The organism is Amycolatopsis sp. NPDC051061, from assembly GCF_040682935.1.
In the GTDB taxonomy this organism is placed as follows: domain Bacteria; phylum Actinomycetota; class Actinomycetes; order Mycobacteriales; family Pseudonocardiaceae; genus Amycolatopsis.
Genome location: NZ_JBFBBZ010000009.1, coordinates 67,258 through 85,172 on the forward strand (window position 1 = coordinate 67,258; position 17,915 = coordinate 85,172).

Here is a 17,915-nt window from a genome sequence, read left to right on the forward strand (position 1 = left end):
CGGCCGGAGTAACTTGGAAGGGTGTTCCCAGAGCATCGTCCCCGCAGGCTCCGCACCACCCCGGCCATGCGTCGCCTGGTGGGTGAGACGACGCTGCGGCCACGCCAGCTGATCCTCCCCATGTTCGTCGCCGAGGGCCTCGACCAGCCGAAGGCGATCTCGAGCATGCCGGGCGTCGTGCAGCACACCCGCGACACGCTGCGGAAAGCCGCCGTCGACGCGGTGAACGCCGGGGTCGGCGGGCTCATGCTCTTCGGCATTCCGGCCACGCGTGACGCCGAGGGCTCCGGGGCGGTCGACGAGAACGGCATCCTCAACGTTGCCCTGCGCGACCTGCGGCACGAGCTCGGCGACGCCACCGTGCTGATGGCCGACACCTGCCTCGACGAGTTCACCGACCACGGCCACTGCGGCGTCCTGGACGCCGACGGCGGGGTCGACAACGACGCCACCCTGCGCCTCTACGCCGAGATGGCCGTCGCGCAGGCCGAAGCCGGGGCGCACGTGCTCGGGCCGTCCGGGATGATGGACGGCCAGATCGGCGTCATCCGCCGCGCGCTCGACGAGGTCGGCCACAGCGACAAGGCGATCCTCGCGTACGCCGCGAAGTACGCCAGCGCGTTCTACGGCCCCTTCCGCGAGGCCGTCGACTCGCAGCTCAAGGGCGACCGCAAGACCTACCAGCAGGACCCGGGCAACGCGCGCGAGGCGCTGCGCGAGATCGAGCTGGACCTCGCCGAGGGCGCGGACATGATCATGGTCAAGCCCGCGCTGTCCTATTTGGACGTCATCAAGGCGGCCGCGGACATCTCCCCGGTCCCGGTGGCGGCGTACAACATCTCGGGCGAGTACGCGATGGTCGAGGCCGCCGCGGCGAACGGCTGGCTGGACCGCGAGCGCACGGTCCTCGAGGTGCTGACGTCGATCCGTCGCGCGGGCGCCGACATGATCCTCACGTACTGGGCCGCCGAGGCCGCTGCCTGGCTGGACTGACCGGCTATATTCACCCGCGTGGCGGACAGCAATCCCGAAAAAGCCGACATCGAGGACCTCAGCGGTCTGACCGACGACGAACGACGCAAAAAGGGCCGTTCGCCGGACCCGCTGATGCCGGGGCAGAAGGCACCGAAGGCGACGCCGCCGCGGCCGGTGGCGATCTCGTTCTGGCTGTGGCTCGTCGGCGGCGTGGTGCTGATCCTCAGCTACGTCCAGCTGCTGACCAGCAAGTCCGCGGTCATCGACCAGTACGTCAAGGGCACGACGGACCCGAAGTACACGCCGCAGATGATCGCGGACGGCGTCACGACGCTGCTCTGGTACCTGCTCGGCGGGTCGATCGTGTTCGTGCTGCTGTTTCTGCTCTTCGCGTACAAGGCCCGCGAAGGCACGCGCTCGGCCCGGACGGTGCTGACGATCCTGCCGATCGTGATGGTGCTGCTGATCATGGTCGTCGCGCCGATCATCAACTACCTGACGCTGGTCGCGGTGCTGGTGTTCGTGATCGCGCTGGTGATGATGTACCTGCCCTCGGTGGCCGGCTACTTCCCGAAGGCCGGCCGCAAGCCGTGAGCGACCGGCTCTACGCCGAGTCCGGCGTGAGCTGGGCCGCCATCGTGTGGGGTCCGGTGTTCGCGCTGGTCGGCGCGCTGGCCGAGCTGGCCACGGGCGGGCCGGTGCACATCGTGGGCTGGCTGATGGTCGGCGCGGGGCTGTGTGCGATCACGGTGCCGTGGGTGTACGCGCGGCGCCGGTTCCTTTCGCTGGAAGTCACGACGAAGCAGCTCCGCCAGGGCCGGGAGAAGGTCGCGGCGGACCAGTTGGCGTCGGTGACGGACGTCGGCGTCCCGGTCGGGGCGCGGGTGCTGGGTGGCGGCTGGTCGGTGCCGCGGAAGTACGACTCGCTGCCGGTGGAGCTGGCGGACGGCACCGTGGTCTTGGCGTGGGCGAAGGACGTCGAAGCCCTCCAGGACGCGCTCGACCGGCTCGTGCGGGCGACGCCGAAGGAAGCATGAGAAAATCTCTCCCGTGATCGACCTCCCGCAGCCCACCGGGGCCGAGCTTTGGCCGCCCGAAGAGCCCGGCCCGCGCGCTCGGCTGCACAAGCCTTGGCGGACGCTCGTCGCCGTCTTGGAAGTCGTGCTCGCCGTCGCCGCCGGGTGGGTCGCCTACCTGTGCTGGCACGGCGGGTCCGCCATCGTCGTCACCCACACCGATGACGGCGCCGCGCTCGAGTCGCACCGGTACTTCGGCGGGATGCTCGCCGCCGCCATCGGGCTCGGGACCCTGGCCGCGATCCTGCTGGTCGACGCGGTGCGTCAGCTCTCGCTCGCGGTGCGTGCGCGGCACTCCGAGCCCAAGGCCTGATACACAGCTCCCGCACAGGGAACGAACAGTCAATTGCTAAACAGCGGCACCACTGTTGCCGCATGACGCGCGTGCGTGCCTCGAAGGCATGGGTGATCAACGGTGCTCTGGTCGTACTGCTGGCCGGAGCGGGTTTCGGGATATACCAGGCATTCAGCCCCGAACCGAGCACGGCGCAGGCGCAGACGCGCAGCACCCAGGTGCGCCGGGCGACGGTCACCGAAACCATCTCCGCCGCCGGGACGCTCGCCAGCAGCTACACCGGCGCGGCGAACTTCTCCAGCACCGGCAAGGTCACCTCGATCGACGTGAAGGTCGGCGACGTCGTGAGCGCCGGCCAGAAGCTCGCGACGATCGACAGCACGCAGGCGTCGAAACAGCTTCAGGTCGCGAAGGCGAATCTCGCGGTCGCGCAGGACAGCCTGGACTCCGCCGAGGACGCCGAAGACACCCCGGCGACCGGGCAGAACAGCCAAAACTCCCAGAACAGCTCGCAGTCCGCCGCGAACAGCGTCACGTCGGCGCAGGCGAAGCTGGACCAAGCCCAGCTCGACGTCCAGACCGCCCAGGAAACCCTCGACAACACGACGCTCTACGCGCCCGGCGCGGGCACCGTCACCGCGGTCAACGGCACCGTCGGGCAGCAGTCCTCCAGCGGCTCGGCGAGCAGCTCCCAGCCGGCCACGAGCAGCGGCAGCGGCCAGGGCGGGCAGGGCTCGTCGAACTCCAGCTCCGCGTCGTCGTCCAGCAGCAGTAGCAGCACCGGCTTCATCACCATCACGAACATGACCGGCCTGGTCGTGACCACCTCGGTCGCCGAGATCGACGTCAGCAAGGTCAAGGCGGGCCAAAAGGCCACCGTGACGCTCAACGCCCTGCCGGACAAGCCGGTCCAGGCGACCGTCTCGAGCATCAACCTGACGCCGACGACGAGCGGCAGCGTCGTCTCCTACGGCGCGCAGCTGGCCCTGACCGACCCGCCGGACGGGCTGCGGCCCGGCCAGTCGGCGAGCGTCGTGATCACCGTCGCCGCCGCCGAGAACGCGCTGAGCGTGCCGGCCGCGGCCGTGACGACCGCCGGCAACACCAACGTCGTCACCGTGCAGGTGAACGGCCAGAACGTCACGCGCCAGGTGCAGGTCGGCATCCGCGGCGAGTCCACCGTGCAGATCACCTCCGGGCTGACCGAGGGCGAGAACGTCGTGCTGACCGCGACGGCCACGACCGGCGGCACGGGCACCGGGCGGACCGGCACCGGGACGGGCGGCACCGGCGGGTTCCCCGGCGGCGGGACCGGGGGCTTCCCCGGCGGCGGCACCCGCACCGGCGGTACCGGCGGTACCGGCGGCACGGGTGGCTTCGGCGGCCGCGGGTGAACCCGGTGATCGCGGTCTCCGGGCTGCGCAAGACCTACGGCGCCGGTGACACGGCCGTGCACGCGCTGCGCGGCGTCGAGCTCACCGTGTGGCCCGGCGAGTACGTCGCCATCATGGGCGCCTCGGGCTCGGGCAAGTCGACGCTGCTGAACATGCTCGGCTGCCTCGACATCCCGACGTCCGGCCAGTACCTTTTGGACGGTTTCGGCGTCGGCAAGCTGAACGAACGGCAGCTGGCGTTGCTGCGCAACCGGAAGATCGGCTTCATCTTCCAGTCGTTCAACCTCGTGCCGCGGACGTCCGCTCTGTCCAATGTGGAACTTCCGTTGATCTACAGTGGACTTCGTCGATCGGAACGCCGCCGTCGCGCGCTCGCGGCGCTCGACATGGTCGGCTTGTCCGACCGGGCCAAGCACCTTCCCAGTGAGCTGTCCGGCGGGCAGATCCAGCGCGTCGCCGTCGCGCGGGCGCTGGTCACCGGCCCCGCGATGCTGCTGGCCGACGAGCCGACCGGCAACCTGGACCGCCGCAGCACCGCGGACGTCCTCGGCGTGTTCGACCGGCTCAACCAGCTCGGCCGCACGATCGTCGTGATCACGCACGAGGACGAGGTCGCCGCGCACGCGCACCGCGTGGTCCGGGTCGACGACGGTCTCATCGTGTCGGACGAAGTAACGCGTGCGGTGGGTGCGGTCTCGTGAACCTCCTCGAAATCCTGCGCTTCGCCGTCCGTGGGCTCACCGCGAACAAGCTGCGCTCGGCGCTCACCACCCTCGGCATCACCATCGGCGTCGCGGCGGTGATCCTGCTCGTCGCGGTCGGCAACGGCGCGTCGGCGGCCATCGCGGCCAGCATCCAGGGCCTCGGCACCAACGTCGTCAACGTCTCCCCGGCGCGCGGCGGCGGCCAGGGCGCGTCCGCGCGACCGCTGACCGTGCAGGACGCGCACGCGCTCGTCGACCCCGTCGGCGCGCCGGACGTCAAGGCCGCCTCCCCGGTGGTGAACACGACGGCGACCGCGACCTACGGGCAGACGTCCTACGACATCTCCACCGTCGCCGGCACCGAACCCGCGTACTTCGCGACGACCAACCGCGAACTCGCCCAGGGCCAGCTTTTCACGAGCGAGGACGTCACGGCCGCGCGCAAGGTCGTCGTCCTCGGCCCGACGACGGCGGAGTCGATCTTCGGCAGCAGTACCGACGCGGTCGGCAAGAACGTGCTGCTCAACAGCATCCAGTTCACCGTGGTCGGCGTGCTCCAGGCCAAGGGCAGCACCGGCCTGCAGAACGCCGACGACGTCGCGATCGCGCCGATCTCGGCCGTGCAGAACTCCCTGGCCGGCTACGGCAGCCTCAGCCAGATCGCCGTCCAGGCCACCAGCGCGGACTCCGTCTCGCTGGCCCAGTCCGAGATCACCGCGATCCTCAACGCGCGCCACGGCATCCGGCTCGGCGGCACCGCCGACTACCAGATCCAGAACTCCGAAGAGCTGCTCGCGACCCGCACGTCGGCGACCGAGACGTTCACCGTGCTGCTGGCGGCGGTCGCGGCGATCTCCCTGCTCGTCGGCGGGATCGGCGTCACCAACATCATGCTCGTCACGGTGACCGAGCGGATCCGCGAGATCGGCATCCGCAAGGCCATCGGCGCCCCGCGCTCGGCCATCCTCGGCCAGTTCCTTGCCGAAGCCACCATGCTCAGCTTGTTCGGCGGGCTGCTCGGCGTCGCGATCGGGGTGATCGGCAGCCGGTTCACCATCTCCGGGATCAAACCCGTCGTGGTGCCCTCGTCGATCCTGCTCGCCTTCGCGGTATCCGCCCTGATCGGGCTGTTCTTCGGCAGCTTCCCGGCGAACCGGGCCGCCAAGCTGCGGCCGATCGACGCCCTGCGTCACGAATAGACCGCCGCCGTGCGTCACGAGTAAGGAGTCTTTGCCTATGTCTTCGTCCACGACGACTCCGCCGCCGGCTGCGGGGGACGAGCCGACGGCCGTGCTCCCGGCGGTCGAGCCGACCGCCGAGCAGATCATCGCCAACCCCGCCGTCGGCGGTGACCTGAACGCCGAGATGCGTCGCGCCGCGAAGCCGTTCTCCCGCGCGACGGTGGTGCTGGCCGGGCTCGTGGTGCTCGCGATCGCGTTCGGCGGCGGTGCCTGGACGCACGCGGCGTTCGGGTCTTCCTCCTCGACGCCGACCCGGCCGTCGGGGGGTACCCAAGGCACCCAAGGTGGCCAGCAGGGTGGCACCGGTCAGCAGCAGGGCGGCGGCTTCCGCGGCGCGGGCGGCCGCGGCACCACGGGCACGGTCGACCACGTCGACGGCACCACCGTGTACGTGAAAACCGCGCAGGGCACCGACGTCAAGGTGTCCACTTCGGACTCGACCACCGTCGGCGTGACCCAGCAGGGCAAGCTCACGGACCTCAAACCGGGCTCGACGGTCGTCGTCCAGGGCCAGGCGGGCGACGACGGGACGGTGGCCGCGCAGGCCATCACCCAGGAGGCCGCGCGCTAGTTGTACGCGATGATCGCGGTGTTGAGCGCCGTCGCGTACAGGATCCAGGCGAGGTAGGGCACCAGCAGGAGGGCGGCGAGCTTCGAGCGGCGGGTGAACAGGACGATCGTGACGATCACGACGACGTCCAGCACGATGATGTCGACGAGCGCCGCCTTCGCCGCGCCGCCCTCGAAGAACAGCGGCGTCCACAGCAGGTTGGCCAGCAGTCCGATGCCGTAGACGGCGAAACCCCGGGTTTCGCCGTCCGTGCGCCAATACAGCCAGCCGGACAGTGCGATCAGGACGTACAGCACCGTCCACACCGGACCGAACAGCGACGCGGGCGGGGCCCACGGCGGCAGCTCGAGCCGCGCGTAGATCTCCTTCGACGAGGTCGCGGCCAGGGCGCCGACCACGGCCACCACGGCGACGACGCCGAGGAAGCAGGCCAGCACCAGCCACGGGTTGCGCTGTGACGCACGTTCGGTCACCGGCTGTTCCCCTCCCGGGCGGCGTCCGGCCATCTTAGGGCGGTTTGCGAGACTGGACCTCGTGAGCACTGGAACCGAGCAGTCCAAGGCATGGTTCGACCGCGCGAAGACGGCCATCCCGGGCGGGGTGAACTCGCCGGTCCGGGCCTTCAACTCGGTGGGCGGCACCCCGCGGTTCATGGTCCGCGGCGAGGGCCCGCACCTGTGGGACGCCGACGGCAACCGCTACGTCGACCTGGTGTCGTCCTGGGGCCCGATGATCCTGGGGCACGCGCATCCGCACGTCGTCGAGGCGGCGCGCGCGGCGGCGTCGTCCGGGCTGTCGTTCGGCACGCCGACGATCGGCGAGGTCGAGCTGGCCGAGGAGATCATCAACCGGGTCGAGCCCGTCGAGCAGGTGCGCCTGGTCAACTCCGGCACCGAAGCGACGATGAGTGCGATCCGGCTCGCCCGCGGGTTCACCGGCCGGTCGAAGATCGTGAAGTTCGCCGGGTGTTACCACGGTCACGTCGACGCCCTGCTCGCCCAGGCCGGCTCCGGCGTCGCGACGCTCGGGCTGCCGACGTCGCCGGGCGTCACCGGCGCCCAGGCCGCGGACACGATCGTGCTGCCCTACAACGACCTCGACGCCGTCCGGCAGTCCTTTGCGGACAATCCCGGCGAGATCGCCGCGGTGATCACCGAGGCCGCGGCCGGCAACATGGGCGCGATCGCGCCCGGCGAAGGCTTCAACGCCGGCCTGCGCGACCTGGCCCACGAGCACGGCGCGCTGCTGGTCATGGACGAGGTGATGACCGGGTTCCGCGTCTCGAGCGCGGGCTGGTTCGGCCTCGAAGGCGTGGCCGGCGACCTCTACACGTTCGGCAAGGTGATGTCCGGCGGGCTGCCGGCGGCGGCGTTCGGCGGCCGCGCCGACGTGATGGCCAAGCTGGCCCCGGGCGGGCCGGTCTACCAGGCCGGGACGCTGTCCGGGAACCCCGTCGCGGTGGCCGCGGGCCTCGCGACGCTGCGCGCGGCCGACCACGCCGTGTACGCGGCGCTCGACGCCAACGCCAAGCGCCTCGGCGACCTCTTCCGCCGCGAGCTGAGCGCCGCCGGGGTCGCCAACCACGTCCAGTACGCGGGCAACCTGGTCAGCGTGTTCTTCGGTGACCAGGAGGTGCGGGACTACGCGGGCGCGCAGGCGTCCGAGACGTGGCGCTACCCGGCGTTCTTCCACGCGTTGCTCGACGCCGGCGTGTACGGGCCGCCGAGCGCGTACGAGGCCTGGTTCGTCAACGCGGCCATGGACGACGAAGCGTTCTCCGTGATCGAAGCGGCTCTGCCGGCGGCGGCGCGCGCGGCGGCGGAGGCGGTCAAGTGACCACCGTCGTCCACATGCTTCGCCACGGCGAAGTGCACAACCCCGAGAAGATCCTGTACGGCCGTCTGCCCGGCTACAAGCTCTCCGAGCGCGGGCAGCGGCAGGCGCTGAGGGTCGCCGAAGCCGTCGCCGGTCACGACCTCGTGCACGTCGTCGCGTCGCCGCTGCAGCGGGCGCAGGAGACGGCGGGCCCGATCGCGGCGGCGCACCGGCTCGACATCGCGACCGACGAGAACCTGATCGAGGCCGGCAACCAGTTCGAGGGCCTGCACGTCGCGGTCGGCGACGGCGCGCTGCGGGAGCCTCGGCACTGGCCGAAGCTGGTGAACCCGTTCAAGCCGTCGTGGGGCGAGCCCTACCTGGAGATCGCCCACCGGATGCTCGGCGCGGTCCACCGCGCGCGGGAGGCGGCGGACGGGCACGAGGCGCTGTGCGTGTCGCACCAGCTGCCGATCTGGACGTTGCGGCGGTTCCTCGAGGGCAAGCGGCTGTGGCACGACCCGCGGCACCGCCAGTGCTCGCTGGCGTCCCTGACGTCGCTGGTCTTCGACGGCGACGAGCTGCGCGAGATCGTCTACAGCGAGCCCGCGGGCACCACCGACCCGAAGGTGACCGGGGCGTGAAAAGGGTCTTCTTCACGGCTCTCGCGCTGCTGGCGTTGGCCGGGTGCAGCGCGGGCAAGGACGCGGTGGTGCAAGGGAGCAGCTTCAGCTTCGTCTCCCCGGGCGGCCAGGTCGACATCACGTACGACCTGGCCCAGCGCCAGACGGCGCCGGTGCTGGCGGGCGACGACCTGATGAACGAGGGCAAGCAGCTGTCGCTGGCGGACTTCCCCGGCAAGGTCGTCGTGCTCAACCTGTGGGGCCAGTGGTGCGGGCCGTGCCGCACGGAGGTGCCGGAGCTGGAGTCGCTGGCTCGCCAGGCACCGGGCGTCCAGGTGGTGGGCATCGACGTCCGCGACCCGGCGCGGGACGTGGCGCAGGACTTCGTCCGCGACCGGAAGCTGACGTACCCGTCGATCTACGACCCGGACGGCCGGGTCCTGCTCAAGCTGAGCGGCTACCCGCGCAACATCATCCCGTCGACGATCGTGCTGGACAAGCAGCACCGCGTGGCGGCGGTGTTCCTGCGGCAGGTGCTGGCCCAGGACCTGCTGCCGGTCACGCAGCGCCTGGAGTCGGAGGCCTGATCTCCAATGTGGCCTTGGTTGCGTTCAACGCACCGAAGGGCCCCTTGGGTGCGCTGAACGCACCGAAGGCCACATTGGGGCGCTCGGGACGGTCCGGACGAGCGGGACCAAGGTCCTGAACTGCTGTGACCGAGGTCCTGTGAAGCGGCCCCGGAGTTCTCACCGGGACCTCACTGCCTACCCTCAACGGGGTGAACTCCGTGACCGAGCTGGCGATCTCCGGACCGCTGCTGCTCGCCGCGGGCGTCGCGCTGCTGGCCGGAACCATCTCCTTCGCCTCGCCGTGCGTGGTGCCGCTGGTGCCCGGGTACCTCGCGTACCTCGCCGCGCTCGTCGGTGCGGATGCCCCCGCGGTCAGCGCCGATGAGGAGCGCAAGAAGGGCCGGTGGGCCGTCCTCGGCGCCGCCCTCCTCTTCGTGCTCGGGTTCACCGTCGTCTTCGTCGCCACGCTCGGCACCCTCGTCTGGCTGGCCGACACGCTCACCCTCAACCAGGACCTCCTCCAGCGCATCGGCGGCGTCCTGACCATCGGCATGGCGCTCGTCTTCCTCGGCTGGATCCCCGGCCTGCAGCGCGAAGTCCGCTCGCACCGCGTCCCGGGCGGCGGCGTCTGGGGCGCCCCGCTGCTCGGCGCGGTCTTCGGCCTCGGCTGGACGCCGTGCATCGGCCCGACGCTGTCGGCCGTCACCACCCTGGCCAGCGCCACCGGCGGTGCCGAGGCCCGCGGCTACCTGCTGATCGCCGTCTACTGCCTCGGCCTCGGGCTGCCGTTCCTGCTCATCGCGCTCGGCGCCCGCTGGGCCGTGCGCGCCACCGACTGGGTGCGCCGGCACGGCCGCCAGGTGCAGATCTTCGGCGGCGTGCTGCTGATGATCGTCGGCATCCTGTTGGTCACCGGCGTGTGGGGAGATCTGATGGGCTGGCTCCGCAACGAGCTCGCGGGCGACCTGAGGCTGCCGCTGTGACGACCACTGAAGCACCGCCCGCGGCCCCGAAAGGCCCCACACCCGCGAAGCGCACCTTCGCCTTCGTGCGCAACACCTGGCGCGGCCTGACGTCGATGCGCATCGCGCTCGTCCTGCTGTTCCTGCTCGCGCTGGCCGCGCTGCCGGGCGCGCTCCTGCCGCAGCGCAAGCTCAACGCCCCCAAGGTCGACGAGTACATCAGCGCCCACGGCTGGTGGGGAACCCTGCTCGACAAGCTCGAGTTCTACGACGTCTACTCCAGCATCTGGTTCTCGGCGATCTACCTGCTGCTGATGATCTCCCTGGTGGGCTGCCTGGCCCCGCGCAGCTTCGACTACGTCAAGGCGATGCGCGCCAAGCCGGTGCTGACCCCGCGCAACCTCGCGCGGATGCCGCACTACCGGCTCGGCCGCGGCAAGTCCGACGTGTCAGACGCTGCCGCCGAGGTCGCGGCCGTCCACCAGCACCTGTCCGGCTGGCGCCGGGTCGAGCGCGAGGAAGCCGACGGCGTCCGCACGATCTCCGCCGAACGCGGGTTCCTGCGCGAGACCGGCAACCTGCTCTTCCACTTCAGCATGCTCGGCCTGATCGTGTTCTTCGCGCTGGGCAAGCTCTTCGGCTACGAAGGCCAGGTCATCGTCCAGGCCGACGGCGACAGCTTCTGCAACTCCGGCATCTACAACTACGACTCCTTCAACGCGGGCCTGCGCGTCGACGGCACCGACCTCGACCCGTTCTGCGTGAAGGTCGACGACTTCACCGTGCGGTACACGCCGGCCGGCGAGCCGGAGTACTACCACGCGAACATCCAGTACCAGTCCGGCGAAGACCTCGACACGAACACCTGGCGCCCGTACGGCCTCGAGGTCAATTCGCCGCTGCGCACCGCCGGCGACCGCGTCTACCTGCTCGGCCAGGGCTACTCGCCGCAGTTCACGGTGACCTTCCCCAACGGCGACAAGCGCACCCAGAACACCCAGTGGCGCACGGTCGACCCGACGACGATGCTCGCCGAGGGCGCGACGAAGTTCGACCAGCCCGGCGTCACCGACGAGGTGCAGCGGCGGACCCGCCAGCTCGCCATCACCGGGCTGTTCGCGCCGACGTCGTTCCTGCACGGCAACGTCCTGACGTCGTCGGCGCCGGAGCTGAACGACCCCGCGGTCGCCGTCGACATCCTGCGCGGCGACCTCGGCCTGGACGCCGGGCGGGGCCAGTCGGTGTTCGAGATCGACCAGTCGCTCGTGGACGACGGCCGGCTGAAGAAGATCGCCCGCGAGAACATGAAGATCGGCCAGGAGATCACGCTCGACGACGGCACGAAGGTCCGCTTCGACGGCGTCAACCACTGGGTCTCCCTGCAGGTCTCCCACGACCCGACGCAGGTGTTCGTGCTCGGTTTCGCCATCTCGATGTTCCTCGGCCTCGGCGCGTCGCTGCTGGTCAAGCGCCGAAGGCTGTGGGTGCGGGTGAAGCCGGGGACCGAGAACGACCCGGGTACGGTGATCGAGGTCGCCGGACTGGCCCGCACCGACCAGGCCGGGTACGGCGAAGAGTTCCACCGGATCAGTGAACGCCTGATCAGTGGTCAGAAGGGCTGAGGCATGCCGATCAACGAGACGCTGTCGACCTACAGCGACTGGCTCTACACCACCGCCGCGGCGATCTACGTCGTCGCGCTGATGATGACGCTGGTCGAGCAGGGCTTCGGCGCCAAGGGCCGGCTCGCCACCGAGCGCGCCAAGCTCCGTGCGCGCGAGCTCGTCGGCGCCGGCGGGCCGCCGATCGAGGAGGTCCAGGCCGCGCAGCGCGAGGTCGGCCGCCCCGAGCGGATCGGCCGGATGGGCGCGGCGCTGCTCGTGCTCGGCGCGCTGCTGCAGCTGTCGGCGATCGTGCTGCGCGGGCTCGCCGTGCACCGCGCGCCGTGGGGCAACATGTACGAGTACGGCATGGCGGTCACCTTCATCACGGTCGTCACCTGGATCGTCGTGATGAAGAAGTTCCCGGTCCGGCACCTCACCGGCTTCCTGCTGCTGCCCGTCGTGATCCTGATGTTCATCAACGGCACGCTGCTGTACACGACCGCGGCGCCGGTGCAGCCCGCGCTGCAGTCGTACTGGCTGGTCATCCACGTCTCGGCGGCCATCATCGGCTCCGGCGTGTTCCTCGTCCCGGGTGTGGCGAGCGTGCTCTACCTGTTCCGCTCGGCCTACGAAAAAGACGGGACGAAGTTCGCGCGGTTCGCTTCGAAGCTGCCCGAGGCCGACGTCCTCGACCGGATCGCCTACCGGACGACGATCTTCGCGTTCCCGGTCTTCACCTTCGGCGTGCTTTGCGGCGCGGTCTGGGCCGAGTCGGCCTGGGGCCGGTTCTGGGGCTGGGACCCCAAGGAGACCGTCGCGTTCATCGCCTGGGTCATCTACGCGGCCTACCTGCACTCGCGGGCGACCGCGGGCTGGCGCGGGGCCCGGGCCGCGGCGATCAACATCGTCGGGTTCGCCGCGATGATCTTCAACCTGTTCTTCGTGAACCTCGTCACGGCGGGCTTGCACTCGTACGCCGGGGTGGGCTGAGCAGACCGCGGGTCCGCCGACTACCGTCGTCCTCAGGGGGAGTGATGTCGGGCGGAGTGCGCGGAGGTTTACACCGGTGACCGGACCCAGCGAAGAATCGGCTCCTGGCCACCCCGAACAGGCCGAAAAGCAGCCTGAGGTGAGCCTGTTCGCCGAAGACCGGACGGACTCGCATCCGCACCCGGAGACGTCGGGGGCGTTCGACGTGCAGCCGACCCAGGCGGTCGCGCCGCCCCCCAACCCGGCCGTGTCCGGCCCCCACCAGGTGCCGAACCCGGCCGTGTCCGGCCCCCACCAGGTGCCGAACCCGGCGGTTTCGGGGCCGCACCAGGTGCCGAACCCGGCGGTGTCCGGGCCGCACCAGGTGCCCGGAGCCCAGTACGGCTACGACCAGAACCTGCCGCCGCTGCAGCCGCAGTACGCCCAGGCGCAGGCCCAGTACCCGCAGCAGCAGCCGTCCGGGCTGCCGCAGCCCCAGGGCGGCCGGCACGCGGCGCCGCAGCAGCCGGGCCACGGCCACGACCTGTCGACCGCGCACCTGGTCAAGCAGGTCAAGCGGCCTCCGCAGTCGGGCTGGCGCAAGGCCGTCTACGTCGGCACGGGCAAGCTGCTCAACCCCGGCGAGAGCCCGGCGGACACCCAGCGCCGTGACCTCATCGCGCGGGTCAACCAGCCGCTGCGCGGGTGCTACAAGATCGCGATGCTGTCGTTGAAGGGCGGCGTCGGCAAGACGACGGTGACGACGACGCTCGGGGCGACGTTCGCCTCCCTGCGCGGCGACCGCGTGGTGGCGGTGGACGCCAATCCGGACCGCGGCACGCTGTCGCAGAAGCTCCCGCTGGAGACGACGGCGACGGTCCGCCACCTCCTGCGCGACGCGGCCCGTATCACGCGCTACAGCGACGTCCGGTCGTACACGTCCCAGGGCGCCAGCCGGCTGGAAATCCTCGCCAGCGAGCAGGACCCGGCCGTCTCCGAGGCTTTCTCCGAGGAGGACTACCGGCGCACGGTCAACCTGCTCGAGCACTTCTACAACATCGTGCTCACCGACTGCGGCACCGGCCTGATGCACTCGGCGATGAAGGGCGTCCTCGACGTCGCGGACGCGCTGGTGGTGGTGTCGTCGGGCTCGGTGGACGGCGCCCGCAGCGCCTCGGCGACGCTCGACTGGCTCGAGGCCCACGGCTACGGCGAGTTGGTGAAGCGTTCGGTGGCGGTGATCAACTCGGTCCGTCCCAAGGGCGGTTCGGTCGACCTCGACAAGCTGTCGGCCCACTTCGGCGCGAAGGTCCGGGCGGTGTGCAAGGTGCCGTTCGACCCGCACCTGGAGGAGGGCGCGGAGATCGAGCTGGACCGCCTGTCCGGCGACACGCGCCTGGCGCTGCTGGACCTGGCCGCGACCGTGGCCGACGGCTTCGCCACCCCGCTCTCCCAGGGCTACCGGTAGGTAAAGCCGCGGAAGGCCACCATCGGGAGCTACCGCCCGGAGGTGGCCTTCAGTGCGTCAGCCGTCTTCGTCCCGGCGCTTGCGCTGCTGTTCGGACAGCTGACGCAGGAAGTCGGGGTCGTCGTCCGGGGCGATCGGGGCGCGGCGCGGGGGCGAAGTGACCATCCGCTGACCGGCGAACGACCGCCACAGGAGCAGGGCGACGACCAGCGCGCCGACCGCTGCGAGCAGAGCGAGCATGCCGGATCCTTCCGTGTGGGTCCCCCGAGGTTAACCCGTCGAGCCGGTTTCGGCCCGAACCCCGTCGAGCGGGGTGACGACCAGAACACGAAGGGCCGCGCGGGGCGGGGGAAAGTCCCCCGTACCCGACACGGCCCGGCGCTCGAGATGGTTCAGGCCTTGCGGGCCGGTTCGCTGGCGTCCGTGGTCAGCTCCGCGAGGAGCTCGTTCACCTCGGACTCCCGGAATCGCCGGTGCCCGCCCGGGGTCCGGATCGAGCCGATCCGGCCCGCCGTCGCCCACCGGGTGACCGTCTTGGGGTCTACTCGGAACAGTGCTGCCACCTCACCAGGGGTGAGCAGCCGTCCGCCCATCGTCGCGGTCATTTTCCGCCTCCTTAACGACCTCACTGCTATACCGGAGGCGTCCGGGCCCTTTTGGCCCGTTCCGCCGGGGTAGCCAACACGGCAATCGTTGCACTTCACCCGTCGGGTACTCGAACGGTTGTCCAACAGTAAAGAGCCCTTAAAGGTCAAAACGGACAGGTTGCTTACGTTGTGCAACTAATTTCCCGTGACCTGACGTGCCCGGAGGTCGTTCGTCCCGGTCATCGGCCGCGTGGCGTGGTGCCAATGGGGGATTGTCCAACCGCATAGAGTGATGCCGTGGATCAGTTGGACCGGAAGATCATCGCGGCGTTGCGTATCAACGGACGGGCCACTTATGCGGACCTCGGGCGGGCGGTCGGGCTCTCCGCGTCGTCGGTGCACGAGCGGGTGGGCAAGCTGGAAGCCGCCGGCGTGATCACCGGCTACCACGCGGTCGTCGACCCGAGCTCGGTCGGCCTCGGCGTCACCGCCCTCGTCAGCATCCACCCGACCGACACCGCCACGGAGGACGACGTCGCCGACGCGCTGGCCGAGCTCGACGAGGTCGAGAGCTGCTACGCGGTGGCGGGCGACGAGGCGTTCGTCGTCAAGGTGCGCGTCTCGACCGTCGACGAGCTGGAGCGCACCCTCGGGCGGCTGCGGCGCATCCCCGGCGTCGGGCGGACGAACACGACCGTCGTGCTCTCGACGCGCTTCGAGGGGCGCCCGAACAACGCGGGCCTGCAGCGGGACCGGGCGGGCGGCGCGTAGCCTGCGTTGGTGTGAGCGACGAGAAGGCCCCGCAGCTGGCCCGTGACCTGACGCTGTACCTGCTGGCGCGGTTCGTGCTGGTCGCGGTGATCGCGTGGGTGCTGTCCCTGGTCGGCGTGCCGCTGCTGGTCGCGCTGGTCGTCGGCCTCGTCGTGGGGCTGCCGCTGGGCCTCCTGCTCTTCCGCCCGCTGAACGCCCGCGTCACGGCGGGCCTGGCCAAGCGCAACGAGAAGCGCGCCCGGGCCCGGGCCGACCTGCGCGCACAGCTGCGCGGAGACGTCGCCGGCCGGCCCGAATGAGCCGCTTGCACGCCCGCAGCTGGGTCCGCGAGGCCGTCCGGATCATCGAAGCCGACGCGAACCGCAGCGCCGACACCCACCTGCACGTCTTCCCGCTGCCCCCGGAGTGGGGCATCGACCTGTACCTCAAGGACGAGTCCGTCCACCCGACCGGCTCGCTGAAGCACCGGCTGGCGCGGTCGCTGTTCCTGTACGGGCTCGTCAACGGCCAGATCGGGCCGGACACCGTGCTCGTCGAGGCGTCCAGCGGCTCGACCGCGGTGTCCGAGGCCTACTTCGCCCGCATGCTCGGCCTGCGCTTCATCACCGTCGTGCCGCGGCGCACGTCGAAGGAGAAGATCGCGCTCATCGAGTTCTACGGCGGCGAGTGCCACTACATCGACGAGGCGCCGGCCATGTACTCCGAGGCGGAGCGGCTCGCGGCCGAGTGCGGCGGGCACTACCTCGACCAGTTCACCTACGCCGAGCGCGCGACGGACTGGCGCGGCAACAACAACATCGCCGAGTCGGTCTTCGCGCAGATGCGCTCGGAGCGCCACCCGGTGCCGGCGTGGATCGTGGTCGGCGCGGGCACGGGCGGCACGAGCGCGACCTTCGGCCGGTACGTCCGCTACAAGCGCCACACGACGAAGATCTGCGTGGTCGACCCGGAGAACTCGTCCTTCTTCGGTGCCTGGGAGACCGGCGCGCTCGACTACGCGACCGGCATGCCCTCGCGGATCGAGGGGATCGGCCGGCCGCGCTGCGAACCGTCGTTCGTGCCGGGCGTCATCGACGAGATGTTCCAGATCCCCGACGCGGGCTCCCTGGCGGCGATCCGGCTGCTGCGCGAGCGCACCGGGCACTGGGCGGGCGGCTCGACGGGCACGAACCTCTACGGCGCGTTCCGGCTCATCTCACGCATGGTCGAGGACGGCCAGGCGGGCAGCGTCGTGACGCTGCTGTGCGACGGCGGCGAGCGGTACGCGCACACGTACTACAACGACGAGTGGGTGGCGCAGCAGGAGCTCGACCTGGCGCCGCACACGGCGTTGTTCGAGGAGTTCCTGACGACGGGGAAGTTCCTCCCGGAGAGCTAGAAGCTCAGCGCCACCGCGGCCAGCACGGCCCAGGCCAGCATCGCCAGACCCGTGTCCCGCAACGCCGGGATCAGCTCGCGCCCGTGGGCACCGCCACCGACCGCGCGGACCGACTTCAGCAGCATCGGTGCCGTCAGCAGGGTGATCAGCAGCAGCGGGTGGAAGATCCCGAGCACGATCCCGAGCACGTACGGCACCGCGATCAGCACCAGGTACAGCCGCCGCGTCCCGCCGTCGCCGAGGCGCGTCGCCAGCGTGCGCTTGCCGGACTCGACGTCGGTCGGGATGTCACGCAGGTTGTTGGCCGTCAGGACCGCCGTCGAGAAGCTGCCGACCGCGACCGCGCACGCGAGCGCGGCCCAGCTGACCCGTCCGGCCTGGACGTACACCGTGCCCAGGACACCGGCCAGGCCGAAGAACACGAACACGGCGATCTCGCCGAAACCGTAGTAGCCGTACGGCTTCTTGCCGCCCGTGTAGAACCACGCGCCGAGGATGCAGATGCCGCCCATGGCCAGCAGCCACCAGTGCCCGCTCAGCGCGACCAGCAGCAACCCCAGCACGCCGGCGAGGCCCAGCGCGGCCAGCGCCGCCGTCAGCACGGCCTTCGGCGCGGCGACCCCGGACCCGACCAGCCGCAACGGCCCGACGCGGTTCTCGTCCGTGCCGCGGATGCCGTCGGAGTAGTCGTTGGCGTAGTTGACGCCGACGATCAGCGAGAGGGAGACGAGCAGCGCCAAGGCCGAGCGCCACCACGAGAACGCGTCCAGCGCGATCGCCGCGCCGACGCCCGCCACCACGGGCGCCACCGCGTTCGGCAGCGTCCGGGGCCGGGCCCCTTCGATCCACTCGCTCAAGCTCGCCATGGCGCCATTCAACGCCATGACGATCACCCGGGAGCGGGAACCCGGGA

General features: G+C 70.7%; 22 protein-coding genes. 18 read left to right on the forward strand and 4 right to left on the reverse strand.

All coding sequences use genetic code 11. From position 1 onward, the window contains the following. The first annotated feature begins 21 nt into the window (after window positions 1-21). From hemB to AB0N03_RS14405, 8 genes are all read left to right on the forward strand, one after another. Window positions 22-993 (forward strand): porphobilinogen synthase, encoded by a 972-nt coding sequence (gene hemB / locus AB0N03_RS14370; protein ID WP_364370546.1) that lies wholly within the window; start codon window positions 22-24, stop codon window positions 991-993. 18 nt (window positions 994-1,011) lie between these two features. Next, window positions 1,012-1,569, forward strand: coding sequence for a hypothetical protein (locus AB0N03_RS14375; protein ID WP_364370549.1), 558 nt, complete (start codon window positions 1,012-1,014; stop codon window positions 1,567-1,569). After that, complete coding sequence (locus AB0N03_RS14380) at window positions 1,566-2,012, forward strand: hypothetical protein (RefSeq protein WP_364370552.1); 447 nt, start codon at window positions 1,566-1,568, stop codon at window positions 2,010-2,012. The genes AB0N03_RS14375 and AB0N03_RS14380 overlap by 4 nt, the downstream gene beginning before the upstream one ends. A 13-nt stretch (window positions 2,013-2,025) precedes the next feature. Continuing rightward, complete coding sequence (locus AB0N03_RS14385; protein ID WP_364370555.1) at window positions 2,026-2,364, forward strand: hypothetical protein; 339 nt, start codon at window positions 2,026-2,028, stop codon at window positions 2,362-2,364. 62 nt (window positions 2,365-2,426) lie between these two features. Further along, window positions 2,427-3,740, forward strand: coding sequence for an HlyD family efflux transporter periplasmic adaptor subunit (locus AB0N03_RS14390; protein WP_364370558.1), 1,314 nt, complete (start codon window positions 2,427-2,429; stop codon window positions 3,738-3,740). After that, window positions 3,737-4,441, forward strand: a complete 705-nt coding sequence (locus AB0N03_RS14395) for an ABC transporter ATP-binding protein (protein WP_364370561.1) — start codon at window positions 3,737-3,739, stop codon at window positions 4,439-4,441. The genes AB0N03_RS14390 and AB0N03_RS14395 overlap by 4 nt, the downstream gene beginning before the upstream one ends. Next, window positions 4,438-5,643, forward strand: coding sequence for an ABC transporter permease (locus AB0N03_RS14400; protein ID WP_364370564.1), 1,206 nt, complete (start codon window positions 4,438-4,440; stop codon window positions 5,641-5,643). The genes AB0N03_RS14395 and AB0N03_RS14400 overlap by 4 nt, the downstream gene beginning before the upstream one ends. Before the next feature lie 37 nt (window positions 5,644-5,680). After that, on the forward strand, window positions 5,681-6,256 hold the full coding sequence (locus tag AB0N03_RS14405; protein ID WP_364370567.1) for a hypothetical protein: 576 nt from the start codon (window positions 5,681-5,683) through the stop codon (window positions 6,254-6,256). Here the strand turns inward: AB0N03_RS14405 and AB0N03_RS14410 are convergent. After that, complete coding sequence (locus AB0N03_RS14410) at window positions 6,253-6,729, reverse strand: TspO/MBR family protein (RefSeq protein WP_364370570.1); 477 nt, start codon at window positions 6,727-6,729, stop codon at window positions 6,253-6,255. The genes AB0N03_RS14405 and AB0N03_RS14410 overlap by 4 nt on opposite strands. 61 nt (window positions 6,730-6,790) lie before the next feature. On the opposite strand from AB0N03_RS14410, the gene hemL reads away from it, so the two are divergent. The 7 genes from hemL to AB0N03_RS14445 all read left to right on the forward strand — a co-directional run bounded on the left by hemL (window position 6,791) and on the right by AB0N03_RS14445 (window position 14,266). Then, window positions 6,791-8,092, forward strand: a complete 1,302-nt coding sequence (gene hemL, locus AB0N03_RS14415; RefSeq protein ID WP_364370573.1) for a glutamate-1-semialdehyde 2,1-aminomutase — start codon at window positions 6,791-6,793, stop codon at window positions 8,090-8,092. Then, window positions 8,089-8,715 (forward strand): histidine phosphatase family protein, encoded by a 627-nt coding sequence (locus AB0N03_RS14420; protein WP_364370576.1) that lies wholly within the window; start codon window positions 8,089-8,091, stop codon window positions 8,713-8,715. Before hemL ends, AB0N03_RS14420 begins: the two co-directional genes overlap by 4 nt. Next, window positions 8,712-9,281 (forward strand): TlpA disulfide reductase family protein, encoded by a 570-nt coding sequence (locus tag AB0N03_RS14425; RefSeq protein ID WP_364370579.1) that lies wholly within the window; start codon window positions 8,712-8,714, stop codon window positions 9,279-9,281. The genes AB0N03_RS14420 and AB0N03_RS14425 overlap by 4 nt, the downstream gene beginning before the upstream one ends. Before the next feature lie 191 nt (window positions 9,282-9,472). Continuing rightward, window positions 9,473-10,246: a cytochrome c biogenesis CcdA family protein gene (locus tag AB0N03_RS14430; RefSeq protein WP_364370582.1), complete on the forward strand. Its 774-nt coding sequence runs from the start codon at window positions 9,473-9,475 to the stop codon at window positions 10,244-10,246. Beyond that, window positions 10,243-11,847 (forward strand): cytochrome c biogenesis protein ResB, encoded by a 1,605-nt coding sequence (locus AB0N03_RS14435; RefSeq protein WP_364370585.1) that lies wholly within the window; start codon window positions 10,243-10,245, stop codon window positions 11,845-11,847. Before AB0N03_RS14430 ends, AB0N03_RS14435 begins: the two co-directional genes overlap by 4 nt. A gap of 3 nt (window positions 11,848-11,850) precedes the next feature. After that, window positions 11,851-12,819, forward strand: a complete 969-nt coding sequence (gene ccsB, locus AB0N03_RS14440; protein ID WP_364370588.1) for a c-type cytochrome biogenesis protein CcsB — start codon at window positions 11,851-11,853, stop codon at window positions 12,817-12,819. Window positions 12,820-12,895: 76 nt separating this feature from the next. Then, window positions 12,896-14,266 carry an AAA family ATPase gene (locus tag AB0N03_RS14445; protein ID WP_364370591.1) on the forward strand — a complete coding sequence of 457 codons (1,371 nt, stop codon included), beginning with the start codon at window positions 12,896-12,898 and terminating at the stop codon, window positions 14,264-14,266. 57 nt (window positions 14,267-14,323) lie between these two features. Here AB0N03_RS14445 and AB0N03_RS14450 read toward each other — a convergent pair whose 3' ends face one another. Further along, window positions 14,324-14,506, reverse strand: a complete 183-nt coding sequence (locus tag AB0N03_RS14450) for a hypothetical protein (protein ID WP_360472197.1) — start codon at window positions 14,504-14,506, stop codon at window positions 14,324-14,326. A gap of 152 nt (window positions 14,507-14,658) precedes the next feature. Next, window positions 14,659-14,871: a BldC family transcriptional regulator gene (locus tag AB0N03_RS14455; protein ID WP_072474890.1), complete on the reverse strand. Its 213-nt coding sequence runs from the start codon at window positions 14,869-14,871 to the stop codon at window positions 14,659-14,661. Window positions 14,872-15,150: 279 nt separating this feature from the next. Between AB0N03_RS14455 and AB0N03_RS14460 the strand changes: the two genes are divergently transcribed. The 3 genes from AB0N03_RS14460 to AB0N03_RS14470 are packed head-to-tail and all read left to right on the forward strand — an operon-like array spanning window position 15,151 to window position 17,002. Next, entirely contained in the window at window positions 15,151-15,624 is a 474-nt protein-coding gene (locus AB0N03_RS14460; RefSeq protein WP_364370594.1) for an Lrp/AsnC family transcriptional regulator, read from the forward strand. A gap of 11 nt (window positions 15,625-15,635) precedes the next feature. Next, a complete protein-coding gene (locus tag AB0N03_RS14465; RefSeq protein ID WP_364370597.1) occupies window positions 15,636-15,923 on the forward strand; it encodes a DUF4229 domain-containing protein in 288 nt (95 codons plus the stop codon). Beyond that, window positions 15,920-17,002: a PLP-dependent cysteine synthase family protein gene (locus AB0N03_RS14470; RefSeq protein ID WP_364370600.1), complete on the forward strand. Its 1,083-nt coding sequence runs from the start codon at window positions 15,920-15,922 to the stop codon at window positions 17,000-17,002. The genes AB0N03_RS14465 and AB0N03_RS14470 overlap by 4 nt, the downstream gene beginning before the upstream one ends. On the opposite strand, the gene AB0N03_RS14475 is transcribed toward AB0N03_RS14470, so the two are convergent. Beyond that, window positions 16,999-17,868: a 1,4-dihydroxy-2-naphthoate polyprenyltransferase gene (locus AB0N03_RS14475; protein ID WP_364370603.1), complete on the reverse strand. Its 870-nt coding sequence runs from the start codon at window positions 17,866-17,868 to the stop codon at window positions 16,999-17,001. The genes AB0N03_RS14470 and AB0N03_RS14475 overlap by 4 nt on opposite strands. Between the last annotated feature and the right edge of the window lie 47 nt (window positions 17,869-17,915).